This window comes from Parapusillimonas sp. JC17 (assembly GCF_052180245.1).
Taxonomy (GTDB): domain Bacteria; phylum Pseudomonadota; class Gammaproteobacteria; order Burkholderiales; family Burkholderiaceae_B; genus Parapusillimonas.
The window spans coordinates 1,879,827-1,894,264 of the sequence record NZ_CP197474.1 but is presented as its reverse complement, the minus strand read 5'-3'; the positions used below and the strand labels follow the sequence as shown (position 1 = coordinate 1,894,264).

The 14,438-nt window shown below is 61.2% G+C and carries 14 protein-coding genes; 7 read left to right on the top strand and 7 right to left on the bottom strand.

Annotation, left to right across the window (positions count from 1 at the left end; genetic code table 11):
* Positions 1-29: 29 nt before the first annotated feature.
* Complete coding sequence (locus ACSBPU_RS09165) at positions 30-563, top strand: ureidoglycolate lyase (RefSeq protein WP_442597447.1); 534 nt, start codon at positions 30-32, stop codon at positions 561-563.
* Between the two features lie 129 nt (positions 564-692).
* Here ACSBPU_RS09165 and ACSBPU_RS09160 read toward each other — a convergent pair whose 3' ends face one another.
* The 6 genes from ACSBPU_RS09160 to ACSBPU_RS09135 form a co-directional block, all read right to left on the bottom strand.
* Complete coding sequence (locus tag ACSBPU_RS09160) at positions 693-824, bottom strand: putative transporter small subunit (protein ID WP_442597445.1); 132 nt, start codon at positions 822-824, stop codon at positions 693-695.
* Between the two features lie 17 nt (positions 825-841).
* Complete coding sequence (locus ACSBPU_RS09155; protein WP_442597443.1) at positions 842-2,461, bottom strand: sodium:solute symporter family protein; 1,620 nt, start codon at positions 2,459-2,461, stop codon at positions 842-844.
* Between the two features lie 382 nt (positions 2,462-2,843).
* Complete coding sequence (locus tag ACSBPU_RS09150) at positions 2,844-3,599, bottom strand: thiosulfate oxidation carrier protein SoxY (RefSeq protein ID WP_442597441.1); 756 nt, start codon at positions 3,597-3,599, stop codon at positions 2,844-2,846.
* Positions 3,600-3,652: 53 nt separating this feature from the next.
* Entirely contained in the window at positions 3,653-4,681 is a 1,029-nt protein-coding gene (locus ACSBPU_RS09145) for a YeeE/YedE family protein (protein WP_442597439.1), read from the bottom strand.
* A gap of 48 nt (positions 4,682-4,729) precedes the next feature.
* Positions 4,730-6,031: an NAD(P)/FAD-dependent oxidoreductase gene (locus ACSBPU_RS09140; protein WP_442597437.1), complete on the bottom strand. Its 1,302-nt coding sequence runs from the start codon at positions 6,029-6,031 to the stop codon at positions 4,730-4,732.
* The gene (locus ACSBPU_RS09135) at positions 6,028-6,390 is read right to left on the bottom strand and encodes a c-type cytochrome (RefSeq protein ID WP_442597435.1); all 363 of its coding nucleotides are present in this window, start codon (positions 6,388-6,390) and stop codon (positions 6,028-6,030) included. Before ACSBPU_RS09135 ends, ACSBPU_RS09140 begins: the two co-directional genes overlap by 4 nt.
* Before the next feature lie 309 nt (positions 6,391-6,699).
* On the opposite strand from ACSBPU_RS09135, the gene ACSBPU_RS09130 reads away from it, so the two are divergent.
* Positions 6,700-7,881: a cytochrome P450 gene (locus ACSBPU_RS09130; protein WP_442597433.1), complete on the top strand. Its 1,182-nt coding sequence runs from the start codon at positions 6,700-6,702 to the stop codon at positions 7,879-7,881.
* 15 nt (positions 7,882-7,896) lie between these two features.
* Here the strand turns inward: ACSBPU_RS09130 and ACSBPU_RS09125 are convergent, their stop codons facing one another.
* A complete protein-coding gene (locus ACSBPU_RS09125; protein ID WP_442597431.1) occupies positions 7,897-8,610 on the bottom strand; it encodes a class I SAM-dependent methyltransferase in 714 nt (237 codons plus the stop codon).
* A gap of 175 nt (positions 8,611-8,785) precedes the next feature.
* On the opposite strand from ACSBPU_RS09125, the gene ACSBPU_RS09120 reads away from it, so the two are divergent.
* From ACSBPU_RS09120 to ACSBPU_RS09100, 5 genes are all read left to right on the top strand, one after another.
* Complete coding sequence (locus ACSBPU_RS09120) at positions 8,786-9,091, top strand: DUF2249 domain-containing protein (RefSeq protein ID WP_442597429.1); 306 nt, start codon at positions 8,786-8,788, stop codon at positions 9,089-9,091.
* Positions 9,092-9,096: 5 nt separating this feature from the next.
* Positions 9,097-9,357 (top strand): DUF2249 domain-containing protein, encoded by a 261-nt coding sequence (locus tag ACSBPU_RS09115; protein ID WP_442597427.1) that lies wholly within the window; start codon positions 9,097-9,099, stop codon positions 9,355-9,357.
* A gap of 196 nt (positions 9,358-9,553) precedes the next feature.
* Positions 9,554-10,450: an amino acid ABC transporter substrate-binding protein gene (locus ACSBPU_RS09110; RefSeq protein WP_442597425.1), complete on the top strand. Its 897-nt coding sequence runs from the start codon at positions 9,554-9,556 to the stop codon at positions 10,448-10,450.
* Entirely contained in the window at positions 10,447-12,201 is a 1,755-nt protein-coding gene (locus ACSBPU_RS09105; RefSeq protein WP_442597423.1) for a diguanylate cyclase domain-containing protein, read from the top strand. Before ACSBPU_RS09110 ends, ACSBPU_RS09105 begins: the two co-directional genes overlap by 4 nt.
* A gap of 151 nt (positions 12,202-12,352) precedes the next feature.
* Positions 12,353-14,296 (top strand): PhoX family protein, encoded by a 1,944-nt coding sequence (locus tag ACSBPU_RS09100; RefSeq protein ID WP_442597421.1) that lies wholly within the window; start codon positions 12,353-12,355, stop codon positions 14,294-14,296.
* The last annotated feature ends 142 nt before the right edge of the window (positions 14,297-14,438 follow it).

The window sequence follows — 14,438 nt, the reverse complement described above, 5'->3', positions numbered from 1 at the left end:
ATCATGCCATCACCATGCACTCTTTGATCATGCAAGAAAACCCAGGGCTGGCGATCCAGCCGCTGAACAGCACCGCGTTCTCCGACTACGGCTGGATGCTGGGCAAGCCCTTTCCGGAAGACGGCGATGTGCCGCGCTATCGCAATGACGCCACGGACTTCTGGCAGGAGCATGTGTTCGATACCGGCCCCGGTGGCGAACACGAAGTGCTTTGGGTCAATTATCGCAGCGCGAGCCCGTTGGTGAACAGCCTGGAAAAGCATTTGATCACGCAGCAGGCGATCATCCCGCTCACCGGCGAACTCATCCAGGTGGTGGCGGCCAGCGGCGCCGACGGCGGCCCGGACCTTTCCTCCATCGCCGCATTCAGCATAATCCCCGGTCAAGGCATATGCATGCGCCCGGGCTGCTGGCACGCCACGCGGGTGCGGCATGGCGAGGTAAGCGGCGTGATGCTCACCCGCCGCTCCACCACGGCGGACCTCATCGGCCATTTGCAGCATGAAGATCCGATGAAGGAATCCGCCATATCGGCCGTAACGGATATCGTGCTGGCGATTTAGCCGAGCGGAAGGGGGTCAGACCCCGCCAATGGAAGAAAGGGGTCAGACCCCGTTCGAGGTCTGATCCCCTGGAACCAAACGAGCACGACAGAATGGGGTCTGACCCCGCATGGGGTCTGACCCCTCAAGTCAAACGCGCTTGTCGTCGTTCTTGGCCGCATTCCGCATATCGCGCGCGACGCCGGCGACGAGCACGATCAGCACGGCGGCGGCGATGATGGGCCAGACCAGGACATAAGCGGTCAAAGCGGTAATACTCATTTCTTCATCCTCTCTTATCAACGTGTGTGGAACGCAACCACGCGTTTGCCGATCAGGTCAAAATCGAAGCTTTCGTGCGCTCTCAGGCTAAGGCCAACGCATATGACCGCGCTCGACCCATAGGCAACCAACGAGCTCATCAACACGGGATAATCGCGTAAAAAGCTCACCGCGTAAGGAGCAAGAACGACCATGGTGACTGCCCCCAGCAACAAGCCGGCCTTCTTGCCCAGGAGCCCAAAAGCCATCAGGCCGATTACGACGCCGCCGCCTATCGAAGCAAGCAATTCCAGTGGAACGGCCATTACGCCATTCAAATCAACCAGCTGGAAACGGGTCGCGACGAACATGGCGAAAGCGGCCAGCACGGATAGCGTGAACGCGCGATTGTCGACGCGGTCCCAGTACAGGCTTACGATGACGGGAAAGACGATTGCCCCCCATAACGCGCCGACGAACACCAGCATGGAAAGAATGTCCAGCTTCAATGTGGCGAACATAATGCCCAAAGCGGTGGCAACGATCATCGTGGCACGGCCCACCCACAGCATGGTTTTGGGATCAGGCTTGCCGCGAGCCAGATTCTTGCCATAGACGTCGGTCATGAAGATGGACGAAAGCGCCGCCAGGTCCGAATCCGCAGTCGATGACAACGAGCCGACGACCAGAATGAAAAACAGGCAAACCAGCACCGGCGACAGATACGTGGCCGCCATCTGGGGGATCAGGTTGTTCAGATCGCCGTTCAGTGGCTGCACGCCGGCCAGCACCGCCAGCAAGCCCAGCATGCCAAGACCGATCACGATGGAACCGTAGCCGATGGTGGCGGTGATGAAGGTAGGCTTGATCAAGTCTTCACGCACGGCGAACAGGCGCTGCGCAATGGTCTGGTTGCCTATGGCATAGGCCAGTACCGCCACGAAATATGGCGCCCCCTGTTCCAGTATCGCCTTCTTGGAAAAGAAATCCGCCTGGTCGCTGGTGAGCCGCGGCAGGCCGCTGACGAATAGCTCGGGGCCGCCCAGCTTGAAGAAAATCACGGGAATGATAATGACGGCCGCCAGTATCATCGCGACGAGCTGGGCGAAGTCCGTCAGCACCGACGCACGGAACCCCGACCACAAGGTGTACGAAAGCACGCCCAAGGCCGCAATGAGCACGCCCTGGTTGAAGGAAAGCGGCGACAGCATGGAAACCAGAGCGCCCGCCGCCGTGAAATTGACCATGAGGCTGATCACGCTGCCCAGGACATTTGAGACGGCCAGTATCATCTGGCTGGATCGCCCGTGGCGAGCATGCATGATTTCCGCCAGCGTATGCGCATTGGGGGCCACTTCACGAAACCGGCGTCCGAAGGGGTAGATGAACAAAATCATCAGCGCCCCCCACATGCCGTAATGCAGTGCGCCGGACAATCCATATTTGTAGCCCGAGCTGGCCGCCGCATAAAAAGAAGCCGCCCAGACCCAGGTAGCGGTCATGCTGGCGGCCGACATGCCAAACCCTATGGCACCGTTTGACGTCATGTATCCGTCTGCGTTTTCATTTTTTTTGCTGATCTTCAATGTCATCAGAAACGACAGGCCGTAGAAGCCGAACAGCAATAGCAGAACTGTAGAAAGAGACAGCTGGCTCATTCTTCCTCCAATGCACATCGCGTGCGTCGCGAGCACGACGCGTAACCCGAGCTAGGCGGGTATTTTGCGATGGATAAATGTCAGTCCGTGACCACAGGGAAAGCTGCGGAAGAGCGGCAAGCAAGTGCCGCGGGACTATCGACAAACAAGGCTGAAATGATCGAAACAGAGGCTCATGTATTGCTTATGCACCATCGCATGCAATACAGCTATTTCGTCAGCCACGATCCCGGACGAGGCCGGGAATTTTGATACCGAAAGACGCGGGAAGCGCCGCTCGGGAAGGCTGTATGATAGCAAACCGACACCGGTCGTGTAAATGACCCAGGGGTCAGACCCCGTACGGGGTCTGACCCCTGGAAGCCGGCAGGGCAGCCGCAAGTTAAATGCTAGCCTTGAATTCCGCGTTTCGGCCGGCGTCTTCGAACCAGGCAAAGCGTAGGTCGCCGCCTTGCGGCGGGCTTGCGGTAAATCGCAAATATGGATTTGCCGCAAGCGACCGGTAGTACTTGGCCTTGATCAGCGGGCGCCCGCCAAGCGTTGCCTCGAACGCATCGATGATGCGCAAAGGCGGTGTCTCGCCGCTGGCGTTCGTCGCCAAGCCAGTATCCATGGGGTGATTGATCATCGTCAGGAATTCGCCCGGTGTGCCTGGCTTCCATCCCTTGGGCAGCCGCACACGCGCCTGCATTTCCGCCGCGCGATCCACCTGCCCCGTCGGGGCCATGCAGCCGCTGGTCGTGACACGAACCGCGCGCTCCGCAACCACCACGCGCCCGTCTTCGGTGGTGGCAACGACCACGACCGATTGCGATTCGCTGAGACGGATGCGCGTGGCCAGCTTGACCAACCCGGCATCCTCGCCGAATTCGTACGATGCGACTTCGGGTGTCGGATTGCGGGTCGCATACACGTCGAGCGACCGGATGCCGCGGCCTTGTCCCGCCAGCGCGGACTCTATCGATAGCGGCACTGAAGATCCGTCTTCGGCCACCAGTGGCAGTTCCAGCTTGATGCCCTCGCCCGTCACCGGGCGATCGCCGATCTTCTTGCGCACCGCATCGAGCTTGTGCGCCTCTTGAGCCCAAGCGCCCGACGGGATCACAGTGGCAGCCGTGCCGGCCAAGGCCGCAAGCATCGCCCTGCGCCGCAATGGAGATGAGAGTCCGGAAGGAGGTGCTGAAAAATATGTCATGCCTGAAATGATGTAGAGTGATGCGCGGCGCGCAGCGTCGCAAGCCACGCGCCGGCGACGATCGCCGCACTGGCGATCATGGATCCGTATGCCAGCGTGGTCAAGCCTGTCAGGCCCTGCCCGATGGAGCAGCCCAGCGCGAGCGCGCCGCCAATTCCCATCAGGGCGCCGCCGGACAAATAGCGCAGCATTTGCCGCGGCGACTCAAAGCCTTGCAGGCGATACTGCCCCCGCAGTGCGGACGAAAGGGCCGAACCCGCCAGTACGCCCAGCACGATCGCGACGCCAAAACTCAGGCTGGCGCCCGTCGCGATCATCGCGTAGTGGATCGTCTCGCCAATGGGGGCGACAAAGGTAAGCGATGCAAGCGGCACCGGGTCGAAGTCGTCGGCGCCCAGCTTGCCGGTCGCCCACCAACCCGAGACCACCAAGCCTCCGATCACGGCGCCGCCCGCCAGGTCGATCCTTCCGTATTTCCAGCTTTCCCGGCGGAAAGCAAAGACGAGCAGCACCAAGGTCAGCAGCGCGACCACGACATGTCGCGGCATGCCGTCCGGCACGGCGATGCCGGACGGGCTCAGCAGGCTCGACTCCGAAAGCAGCGCGCGCAGCGGCGCGATGATGCCGGTCAAGGCCATATAGGCGGCAATGCCCAGGGATATCAGCACCATGAAGGACCGAAGATTACCCTGTCCCAGCAGCACCAGGGCTCGCGCGCCGCAGCCGTTTGAGAGCACCATGCCATAGCCGAACATGAGCCCGCCCAGCGGCAGCAACAGCCAGGAAAACGCGGGCGCCATGTAGAGCGACCGGCCGATATCGACCCAACCCGCTAGGACCATGAGATGTGTGCCGAGCAGCGCAACCGCCAGGGCGACGGCGAACGCCTGAAGCTTGTACCCCTTGCTTTGGCCCCATTGCTCCTGCAAGCCGCGGTGCAGGCAGAACCCGGTGATCTGCCCCGTTACGCCGAAGGCCATGCCTATGGCAAGGCCGGCCCAGAGCACGAGTTCAACGTTCGACATAATTTTCCTGCATCCGTTGTGCGCCCAGGGCCCTGGCCAGTCCTGTGGTCAGGCGCGAGTTCCCCATGTGTCCAGCGCAATGGCGTTATACCACGCGACGCCATAGTCGGCCTCGAGCTTGCGGAACTCGGCGCTCGCCTCTTTGGGGCTGACGCCGCCGGAGTCCTTGACTTCGATAAGCTTGCCGTCTTCCACGCCGTACACGCCGGCTACCGAAATGCCGTAGTCGGGTGCGATGAGGCTGTAGCAGGTATTGGAAAACGAGGCCACCGCGGGCGCTTTGCCGGCCAGGGCACTTACGATCGCGGCCGCGGCCACCTTGCCCTGCGCATTCGCGCAAAATCCCGACTTGGGCATGGGTGCGGCAATGCTTGCGTCGCCGACCACATAGACGTCGGGAACCAGCGAGGACTCGAAGCTGTCGGGCTTGACCGGCACCCAGCCGCTTTCGTTGGTGACGCCGGCAAGCTCGGCGATCGCACCCGCCTTCTGAGGCGGCACGATATTCAGCACATCCGCTACATGCGACTGGCCGAACTCGGTTTCCACCGCTCGCTTGGCGGCGTCCACCCGCACGACCTTGCCGTCCTTGGCCATCGGAACCCATTCGATCATGTCGCCGTAGAAGCGCTTCCAACCATCCTGAAAAAGGCCTTGCTTGGAAAAAGCGTCTTTTGCATCCAGGACGATGATTTTGGATTTGGGTTTATGTGTCTTGAAGTAATGGGCGACCATGCTGACCCGCTCGTACGGCCCGGGAGGGCAGCGGAAAGGATTGGGCGGCGCCGCCAGAATGAAGACCCCGCCATCGGGCATGGCTTCCAGTTGCTGTTTGAGCAGCGTCGACTGCGCTCCGGCCTTCCATGCATGCGGGACCAGCCTGGATGCCGCCTCGTCGTAGCCCTCGATGGCTCCCCAGCGAAAATCGATGCCGGGAGAAAGCACCAGCTTGTCGTAGGCGAGCGTTTGACCGCCTGCAAGGCTGACTTTGCGCGCACCGGCATCGACGCCCGTGGCGAAGTCGTGGATCACTTCGACGCCCAGTCCGCGCAGTTCATCGAACCCATGGGCCTGGGCCTCAAATGTGCGCAGGCCACCGAAATAAAGGTTGGTGAAGGGACAGGTAACGTAGCGCTTCAGCGGTTCCACCAGCGTTACTTCGATGGCCGGATTGCGACGCTTGATGTATTTGGCGGCCGTCGCGCCGCCGAACCCGCCGCCGATCACGACGACGCGACCGGCCGAGGCCCGAGCATAAGAAGGAAGGGACAGAAGGACGGCACCTGCGGCGGTTGCCTTGCCGACCGACTTCAGCCACTGGCGACGGGATGCTTGTAGGGAGCTGCTCATTTCGATGGGTCCTTTTTGCTGTCTTGCGCTGGAATTTCTGCAAAATGCTTGGCCAGCGCGTGGATTTGTTCTTCGCTGTAGCCCTTTGCCAGCCTGTTCATGATGGTCGTGCCTGCGGGCGGCGCATCGGACCGGAACGCGATGAGCTGCGAGCGCAGGATGCTTTCGGGCCGGCCCGCGATCGACGGAATGCCGCCCGGCGACCGCCCATCCGTGCCATGGCAATTGGCACAGGACGCAGCGATGATGGATACGTCAAACGTGGACTGAGCCACGGCGGCGGACGGCAAAAGCGCCAGACCCGCCAGCGTAGCGGCCCACAGCGCGCTGGACGATGCCAGCCTCTGAGCAATGTGCATGATTCCCCCTGTAACCTTATGTGTATAGATGGACGGAATGGTAGCCATGCCCTTCATTTCTTCAAAAGACCTTTTTTGACTTTGCATATAACCAGAAGGGGTCAGACCCGAAAGGGTCTGACCCCAGACCTTATGAAAATGGGGTCGGACCCGAAAGGGTCTGACTCCAGGCCTTGTGAAACAGGGGTCGGACCCCGTACGGGGTCCGACCCCATGCGCAACAGTGGTATAGCCTTGATTAACCGCCGCATCCCGCATAATGGCCACATTGCCCGACGAAGCGAAGGGCATCCTGTTGCAAGGTGATGAATGGAAACGGAATCCGCAGGTCCCCACGAACCAGTATTGACGGCGGATTGGGATCCGCGATCGGAAGCGGTGCTGAGCGATCAGATCGCCGCATTCGACCAGATGCGCAGCCGCTGCCCTGTTGCAAGAAGCCAGTACGGATACGCCAGCGTGTTCCGGCACGGCGATGTCCTGCGAGTCTTGCTGGATCACGAAACGTTCAGCAGCGCCGTCTCGCGCTTTCCCTCCGTGCCCAACGGCATGGATCCGCCCGAGCATACCGAATTCCGCCGCATCATCGACCCATATTTCAGCCCTGCGCGCGTGGCGGAGTTCGAGCCTCACTGTCGACGCATCGCGTCGGACCTGGTCGCCATGATGCCGAACGACGCCGAAGTCGACTGGATGGAAGATTTCGCCCAGGTTTTTGCCTTGCAGGTGCAATGCGCGTTTCTTGGATGGCCTTCTTCCTTGCACGAGCCGCTGCGGCAATGGACGCGCAAGAATCATCACGCAACGCTTGCGCGCGACGACGCAGCCATGGGTGCAGTGGCCATGGAGTTCGACGGCTACATCAAGGACCTGCTTGCCATCCGCCGCGCCGCCGGAAACAATGCCCCGGACGATGCCACCACCCGCCTCCTGCGCGAAACCGTTCACGGACGCCTGCTTACGGAAGAAGAGATCGTCAGCATCCTGCGCAACTGGACCGTGGGCGAGCTGGCCACCATCTCCGCATCGGTCGGTATCCTAACCCATTATCTGGCGACGCACGAAACCCTGCAGCAAACGCTGCGGCGGCAACCCGCGCTGCTGCCGGCCGCCATCGACGAAGTTCTGCGGATACACCCTCCGCTCATCATGAACCGCCGCATCGCGACACGCGATGCCGATATTGGGGGCACCTTGATCGCGCAGGGCGAACGCCTGGCGCTGCTCTGGGCGTCCGCCAATCGTGATGAAAAGGTCTTTGGAGATCCGGATGAGTTCCGGCTGGACCGGGACCCCGCCTTGAACCTTTTGTATGGCGCGGGCATACACGTCTGTCCGGGCGCGCCTCTGGCGCGCGCCGAGCTACGCATCGTGCTGGAAGAACTGTTGACCTCCACACGCATTATTGCCCTTGGGAAGCGCCAGGCCCCGGTCAAGGCTTTTTATCCCGGCAGCGGATATTCGCAATTGCCCATTGCCATCAAGCGATGAAACCGGCCGGGATCGCTACTGCGCGGTTCCCCGCCGATAGACCAGCATGCGTCCCTTGTAGTCGCGCCGCCCCGGCCCATCCGGCCGCCGGCCCAGCCGCGTTTCGCTGACGAGTTCAAAACCATATGCCGCCATTTGCCGTGTAAATGCCGGCCTATGGCCGCGATCAGGGTCCACCAGCCAGACTTTCGCATCGGGCAGTGCATGGTCGTCGATGAAGAAGGCCAGCGCCTGCGGCGCATCGCGGTCGTATAGCAGGTCGCTGCCCACGATGAGATCGTACCGGGCGGACAAGAGATCGGCGCCTGTGTCTTCGGTACACGGCCGATGCGCGATGCCCCATTGGCCATGCCGGTATTTCAAGGGCGCCAGGCCATTCAGGCCGGCATTGTCGTCGAGGAAGCGGCGGGCAAGAGGATGGCGATCGCTCGCGGTAACACGCGCACCGCGGCGATGCGCGACCAGGCTGGCCAAGCCAAGCCCGCAGCCGATTTCGAGGATGCGCTCGCGATGGCAGACCGGACGGCGGGCCAACTGCGCGGCCAACTGGACGCCGGAGGGCCACACCATTCCGAATAAGGGCCAGGATGCGGAACATATGCCCAGGCGTGCCGCAGCGCCGTGGGGATCGTGATACTGGTGCCGGTCTAGCAGCGACCGTATCGCCAGACCTTCGCCTTCCGCAATGGATACATACTGCAATTTGGTGCCAAATCCGTTCATCATCATTTAAACACCGTTTATTTTCAGGAAAATACACAAGATCCGCCCAGTATGCCTCAATTGTCTGCGCAAGGCCATTTGCCGCCCAGCGCAAGGCGGACAACCACACTGCGCATGGGGTTCCCAAATGGATTTCGCCAGCGGCTACCTATAATCAAAACGCCTCATCGCATGCTCAGGCATGCCTCACACGTACCACAAAAAGGAATCCATCGTGGCCGAACCGTCCATTCCCGTTCTTTCGCAGACCGCCTACCCTTTCGACGCCCGGGGCGTCGCCAAGCGCTTCCGCCATGCCGCCATATTCGGCGCGCTGTCGGCCTTGCAGCCCGGCGAGACCATGCGCTTTTGCAATGATCACGACCCTTTGCCTCTGCTGCAGCAACTGCAAGGCTCTTTCGGCGACGATGTCCGGATCGAGTATGTGTCGCGCGAACCCGGCGAAATCGTGATCGACTTTCACATCGTGGCGGACAGCCGCGCCTGACACGCATGAACACCGGCCTGCCCCCTGCCGGCGCCATGGACCTCGTGCTGGATGTCCGTGGCCTCATGCCTCCGGAGCCCCTTGAGCGCGTGCTGGATGCGCTCGCAACGCTTCCGCCCTCGAAGCGCCTGCTGATGGTCATCGACCGCGAACCTCGCCCGCTATATGGGATTCTGCGGCAGAACGGCTTCCTGCATGCTTGCACCGTGCGTTCCGATACCGCGTTCGAAATCCTGATCTGGAAGGGCTCGGACCCGTCGGTTTGATGCCCCGGGGATATCCCTGGGGTCAGACCCCGTACGGGGTCTGACCCCCACTCCACCGATCAAAAATACGCCCCCTTCATAACAAATGAACAATAGGGTGTTATGGCCCTTGTTTCCGGTTTAAAATCGGCCAAGCCATTACATAAAGACACATGGGGTTACATTCCAGATGTCGACGCCCTTCCCGACCGCTTTGATGTCATTCGCGCTCGCCTTTCTTCGGCTGCGCGCCGGCGTCTTGTTCACCTGCGGCGCTTGCATGCTGCTGCACGTCACAGCAAGCGCCGCCGGTTTCGTGGTCCAGAACGAAGGCCATCTGCAACATGCGCGGGCGCTGGTCCGCGCCGCCATGGAGGCAGGCGGGATGCAGGCCGACTTCGTGGATGCGCCGGCGGGCAATGAAAAACGCAATGTCCATATGATCAGTTCCGGCCACACCCACGTCGACATGATGCCGGCGACCCCGGCACGCCTGAAGCTCGTGAAAGAAGGCAAGCTGCGCATGATTCCCGTGCCGCTCGACCGCGGATTGCTGGGCTATCGCATCAATCTGCTGCTGGAGTCCCAGGAGCACACGCTGGCAAACGTGAAGACCGCGGCAGATCTGCGGGCATACTCGATGGGACAGAACGTGGGGTGGATGGACGTCGAAATCTACCGGGCGGCGGGCATTCCGACGAAAGAGATCAAGAACTGGGCCAATGGAGAATTCGCTGTGCAGATGGAGGCCGGCTTCGTCGACCTCTTTCCGCTGGGCCTGGAAGAGACCCTCACGTATTTCCTTCCGCACTTCCGGAAAAAATACCCACAGCTTACGACGGACCCCTACATACTGGTGCGTTACCCCTGGTTCCGTTTCGCATGGGTATCTCCGAAACCCGAGGCGGACGCGCTGTACGAGGCATTGCAAAAGGGCTTCGACGTCCTCATCGAAAATGGCAGCTTCCTCAAGATCTGGGCGCAATACCGCAAGCCGCCGCCCGACAGCGCCTTCCTTCAACGCACCATCATCGACATAGACAACCCATTCTACGGCTATGATCTGGTGCCCGCCCGCTATCGACATCTACTCTACAGGCAGGTATCGCAATGAACCGCGCCAAGGATTCCGTCGTCAAGCCGCGCAGGCGATCGCTGTACCGCCAGTTCATCAGCTCCCTGTTCATTCCCTTCGTGCTCGTGTTCTTGCTGGCGGGCGCCGGTACCGTGCTGATCGGCTACCATGCCCAGCGCGTCAAGCTGGAGTCCGAGCGCACCGAACTCATGAGCGTCTATGCCCGGTCTTTGGTCAAGCCGCTTTGGGATTGCGACACGGCAACGCTGAACGGCATCGTCAACGCACTGGCCTACCAGCAAGGGGTTGCGGACGTTCAGCTGCTCGACGCCTGTTCCGGGCAAACCATCGCCGCCGGATCCAACGCCGGGCAACCCGATCTCACGCCGCCTTACCGACAGCTCATTCACCATAAAGACAGCGGCGGCCGCAGCTTTCAAGTGGGCGAACTGGTCGCGCGTTTCAGCCGAATCTCCATCTGGACGGCTGCCGTGGATCTCTTATGGCGCTACCTGGTGCTGTTCGTCGCCATGTTCACGGTTCTTCTCGTGGGAACCTTGCTGGTGTTTCGCCGGGTGGTCGACCAGCCGCTGGCCCGCTTTCGCAACGCCATCAATATGGAAATCGAATCGCGCGACACCATCCAACGGCTGCGGAACCTTCCCACTGAAAGGCAGAACGATGAGCTGGGCGACGTCATGGCCGCCTATGGCGGCTTGATGATGGAGCTCGATTCCCGCTACAAGCGCCAGCAGACGCTGGCGCAGTGTGCGAGCGAATTGCTGGCCACCTCCTCGCAGGACGCCTCCCCCCTCATCGACGTGCTGGAGCGCGTCCGTATCACGATGGATGCCGACAGGCTTTACCTGGCCGAAAACGATATCAACGAGGCCGGCGAGTTCTACCTGAACTACACGGTCCTGGCTGGGCGTCCGTTCGGCCCCGGCGCCAGCCCGGCCGATTTCGAGGAGCATCCCGAGGAAACGCACTGGGCCGGGCAGTTCAAGGAAAGACGGCCGGTGGCCGGTACCATCGCTCAGTTTCCGATGTCGGATCAACAAGTCCTACGGCGGCGCGGCGTGCGCAGCCTGGCCGCTTTTCCCGTGTGGGGCCATAGTCACTGGTATGGATTCATTTGCGTGGAAGACCTGGAAGAGGACCGGGACTGGTCCGCCAGCGAAAAGACTTTCCTGCAAACCGTGGCGGACATGATCGGCGCCTTTCTCGAAAATGCCAACCGCCAGCAGCAGCTTGCCACGGTCATCGACAGGCTGCGGGAAAATGAAAAGACCCTGATGCGGATCGCACGCCGTGACCCGCTCACCGGTCTCGGAAACCGGATCGTGCTGGACGAAGAGCTGGAACGCGCCGTATTGCGCGCGAAGCGCTTGTCGCTGCATGGATATGTACTGCTGATAGACCTGAATCATTTCAAGCCCATCAACGACACCTATGGCCACTCCGTCGGAGACCAGGTACTGCGGATAACGGCACAGCGCCTACTGGACTGCGTGCGCCGCACGGATACCGTCGTCCGTTTGGGGGGCGACGAATTCGTCATCATCGTAGAAGGCTCAAGGGAACGACCCAATCTGACGGCGCTTACCGCCAAGCTGACCGCCAGCCTCTCCCGGCTTCAATACCATGACGGACACACCATGGCCGTCGGCGCCTGTATCGGCGCGGCATGCTTTCCGGACGACGGCACGTCCAGCGACACACTGCTGGCCCAGGCGGACAAGGACATGTACTTGAAGAAGACCCTTAGCGGCCAAGGCAGACAGGCCTGAGGCCGTCTGGGGCACTGTTAGCGCCGGATGCGGGGTCAGACCCCATACGGGGTCTGACCCCTGGCGTGACGGCCTAACGCCGGCGCATTCACATTCGTGCAACACATCGCCTCCATACTGCCGGCTCCTTGCAACAGACCGGAGCGACAGCATGCACGATCATCCAGAACTCGACACGGAAGACATTCCGACCAATACCTCCGACAACGAACATTTCCAGCAAGTCGTCGAGCGCAGCGTGAGCCGCCGACGCTTCCTGAAATCGGGAATCGGCCTTTCCGCCGCAATGTTCCTGGCCAACCCGCTGGGCACGCGCAGCGCGACCGCGGCGGCGACGGGGAACACGGCGGCCTCTCTGCTCGGTTTCAAGGCCATCCCCATTTCAACGGACGATGCGATCAAGATCGCCCCGGGCTATACCGCAACGGTCTTCGCTCCTTGGGGCACGCCGCTGTTCGCCGGCGACCCTTCCTGGAAAGCCGATGCGAGCGACGACGCGGCGGCGCAGGCCAGGCAAGTGGGCGACAACCACGACGGCATACATTTCTTTCCGATCGACGGCAGCAGCAGCGAAGGCCTGCTCGTGATGAACCACGAATACACGACCGTGGACAAAAACCGCTATGTATGGCTGTTCGGTGCCGCGGACGGCGAAGCCCTGACTGCCGACAAGGCGGCCAAAGCGATGAATGCCCATGGCGTCTCCGTCATGCACATTGCCCGCAACGCGACAGGCAAATGGGAAATCAAGCTCGATTCGCGCTATAACCGCCGCATCACCGCGCAAAGCCCGATGGCGCTGACGGGACCGGCCGCCGGCCATGATCTGCTCAAGACCCACGACGACCCGACCGGAACGAAAGTGCTGGGCACCTTCAATAACTGCGGGAATGGTTGGACACCCTGGAACACCTACCTGACCTGTGAGGAAAATTTCAATAATTATTTCGGCACCGCCTCGGGCACGGACAGCCGCGATGCGGCGCAAAAGCGCTATGGGCTTTCCGCCGGACGCAGCGAATATGGCTGGGAACAGTTTGTCGACCGCTTCGATTACGCCAAAATCCCGAATGAATCCAACCGCCATGGCTGGATAGTCGAAATCGACCCCTTCGATCCGGACTCCGTTCCGCGCAAACGTACCGCTCTGGGCCGCATCAAGCACGAGAACGCCGCGTATACGCTGACCGCCGACAAGCGCATCGTGGTCTACATGGGCGACGATCAGCGGGACGACTATGTCTACAAATTCGTTTCGGACGGTGCCTACCAAGAGAACGGCGACAACTCCAGGCTGCTCGATGCCGGCAAGCTCTTTGTCGCGAAGTTCAACGATGGTGCGACGAGCGGCGACTTCATGGGCGATGGCGAATGGATTCTTCTGGACAAGGCTGCCAACGCCACACTCGCCGCCGATCCGCGCTTTGCCAGCCAGGCCGAAGTTCTGATCCACACCCGTCTTGCGGCGGATGCCGTCGGCGCCACGAAGATGGACCGTCCCGAATGGGTCAGCGTGCATCCGGGCAGCGGCGAAGTCTACGTCACCCTGACCAACAATGACAAGCGCATTGGCACGGACGACGCAAATCCCCGCGAGAAGAATATCTACGGCCAGATATTGCGCTGGCGCGAATCCGGCGCGGACGCCGCCGCGACGCGCTTCGAATGGGACGTTTTCGTGCTGGCCGGCAATCCGGTGAAGTACACCGACCGCAAGAACTTGAAATCGGGATCCAGCAACATCACCGTGGACAACACTTTCAACAGCCCCGACGGACTTGCATTCGACCGCGATGGACGCCTGTGGATACAGACCGACGGCAAGTACAGCAACAGCGGCGATTATGAAGGCCAGGGCAACAACCAGATGCTCTGTGCGGATCCCGTCAGCAAGGAGATCCGCCGCTTCCTGGTCGGACCCAAAGAGTGCGAAGTCACCGGCATCGCCTTTACGCCCGACAGCAAGACCCTGTTCATCAATGTACAGCACCCGGGCGAAGCCGGCAACAGCCACTGGCCCGACGGCGGCTCATCAATACCGCGCTCCGCAACCCTGATCATCACCAAGGACGACGGCGGCGTGATCGGCACCTAGCGGTGTTGGGGTCAGACCCCGTACGGGTTCAAGGGGTCAGACCCCGTACGGGGTCTGACCCCAAAATTGACCACATGAGGCCAGGGGTCGGACCCTGCACGGAGTCCGACCCCTTCAACCTATGTCAGAATACTGGTCTTTA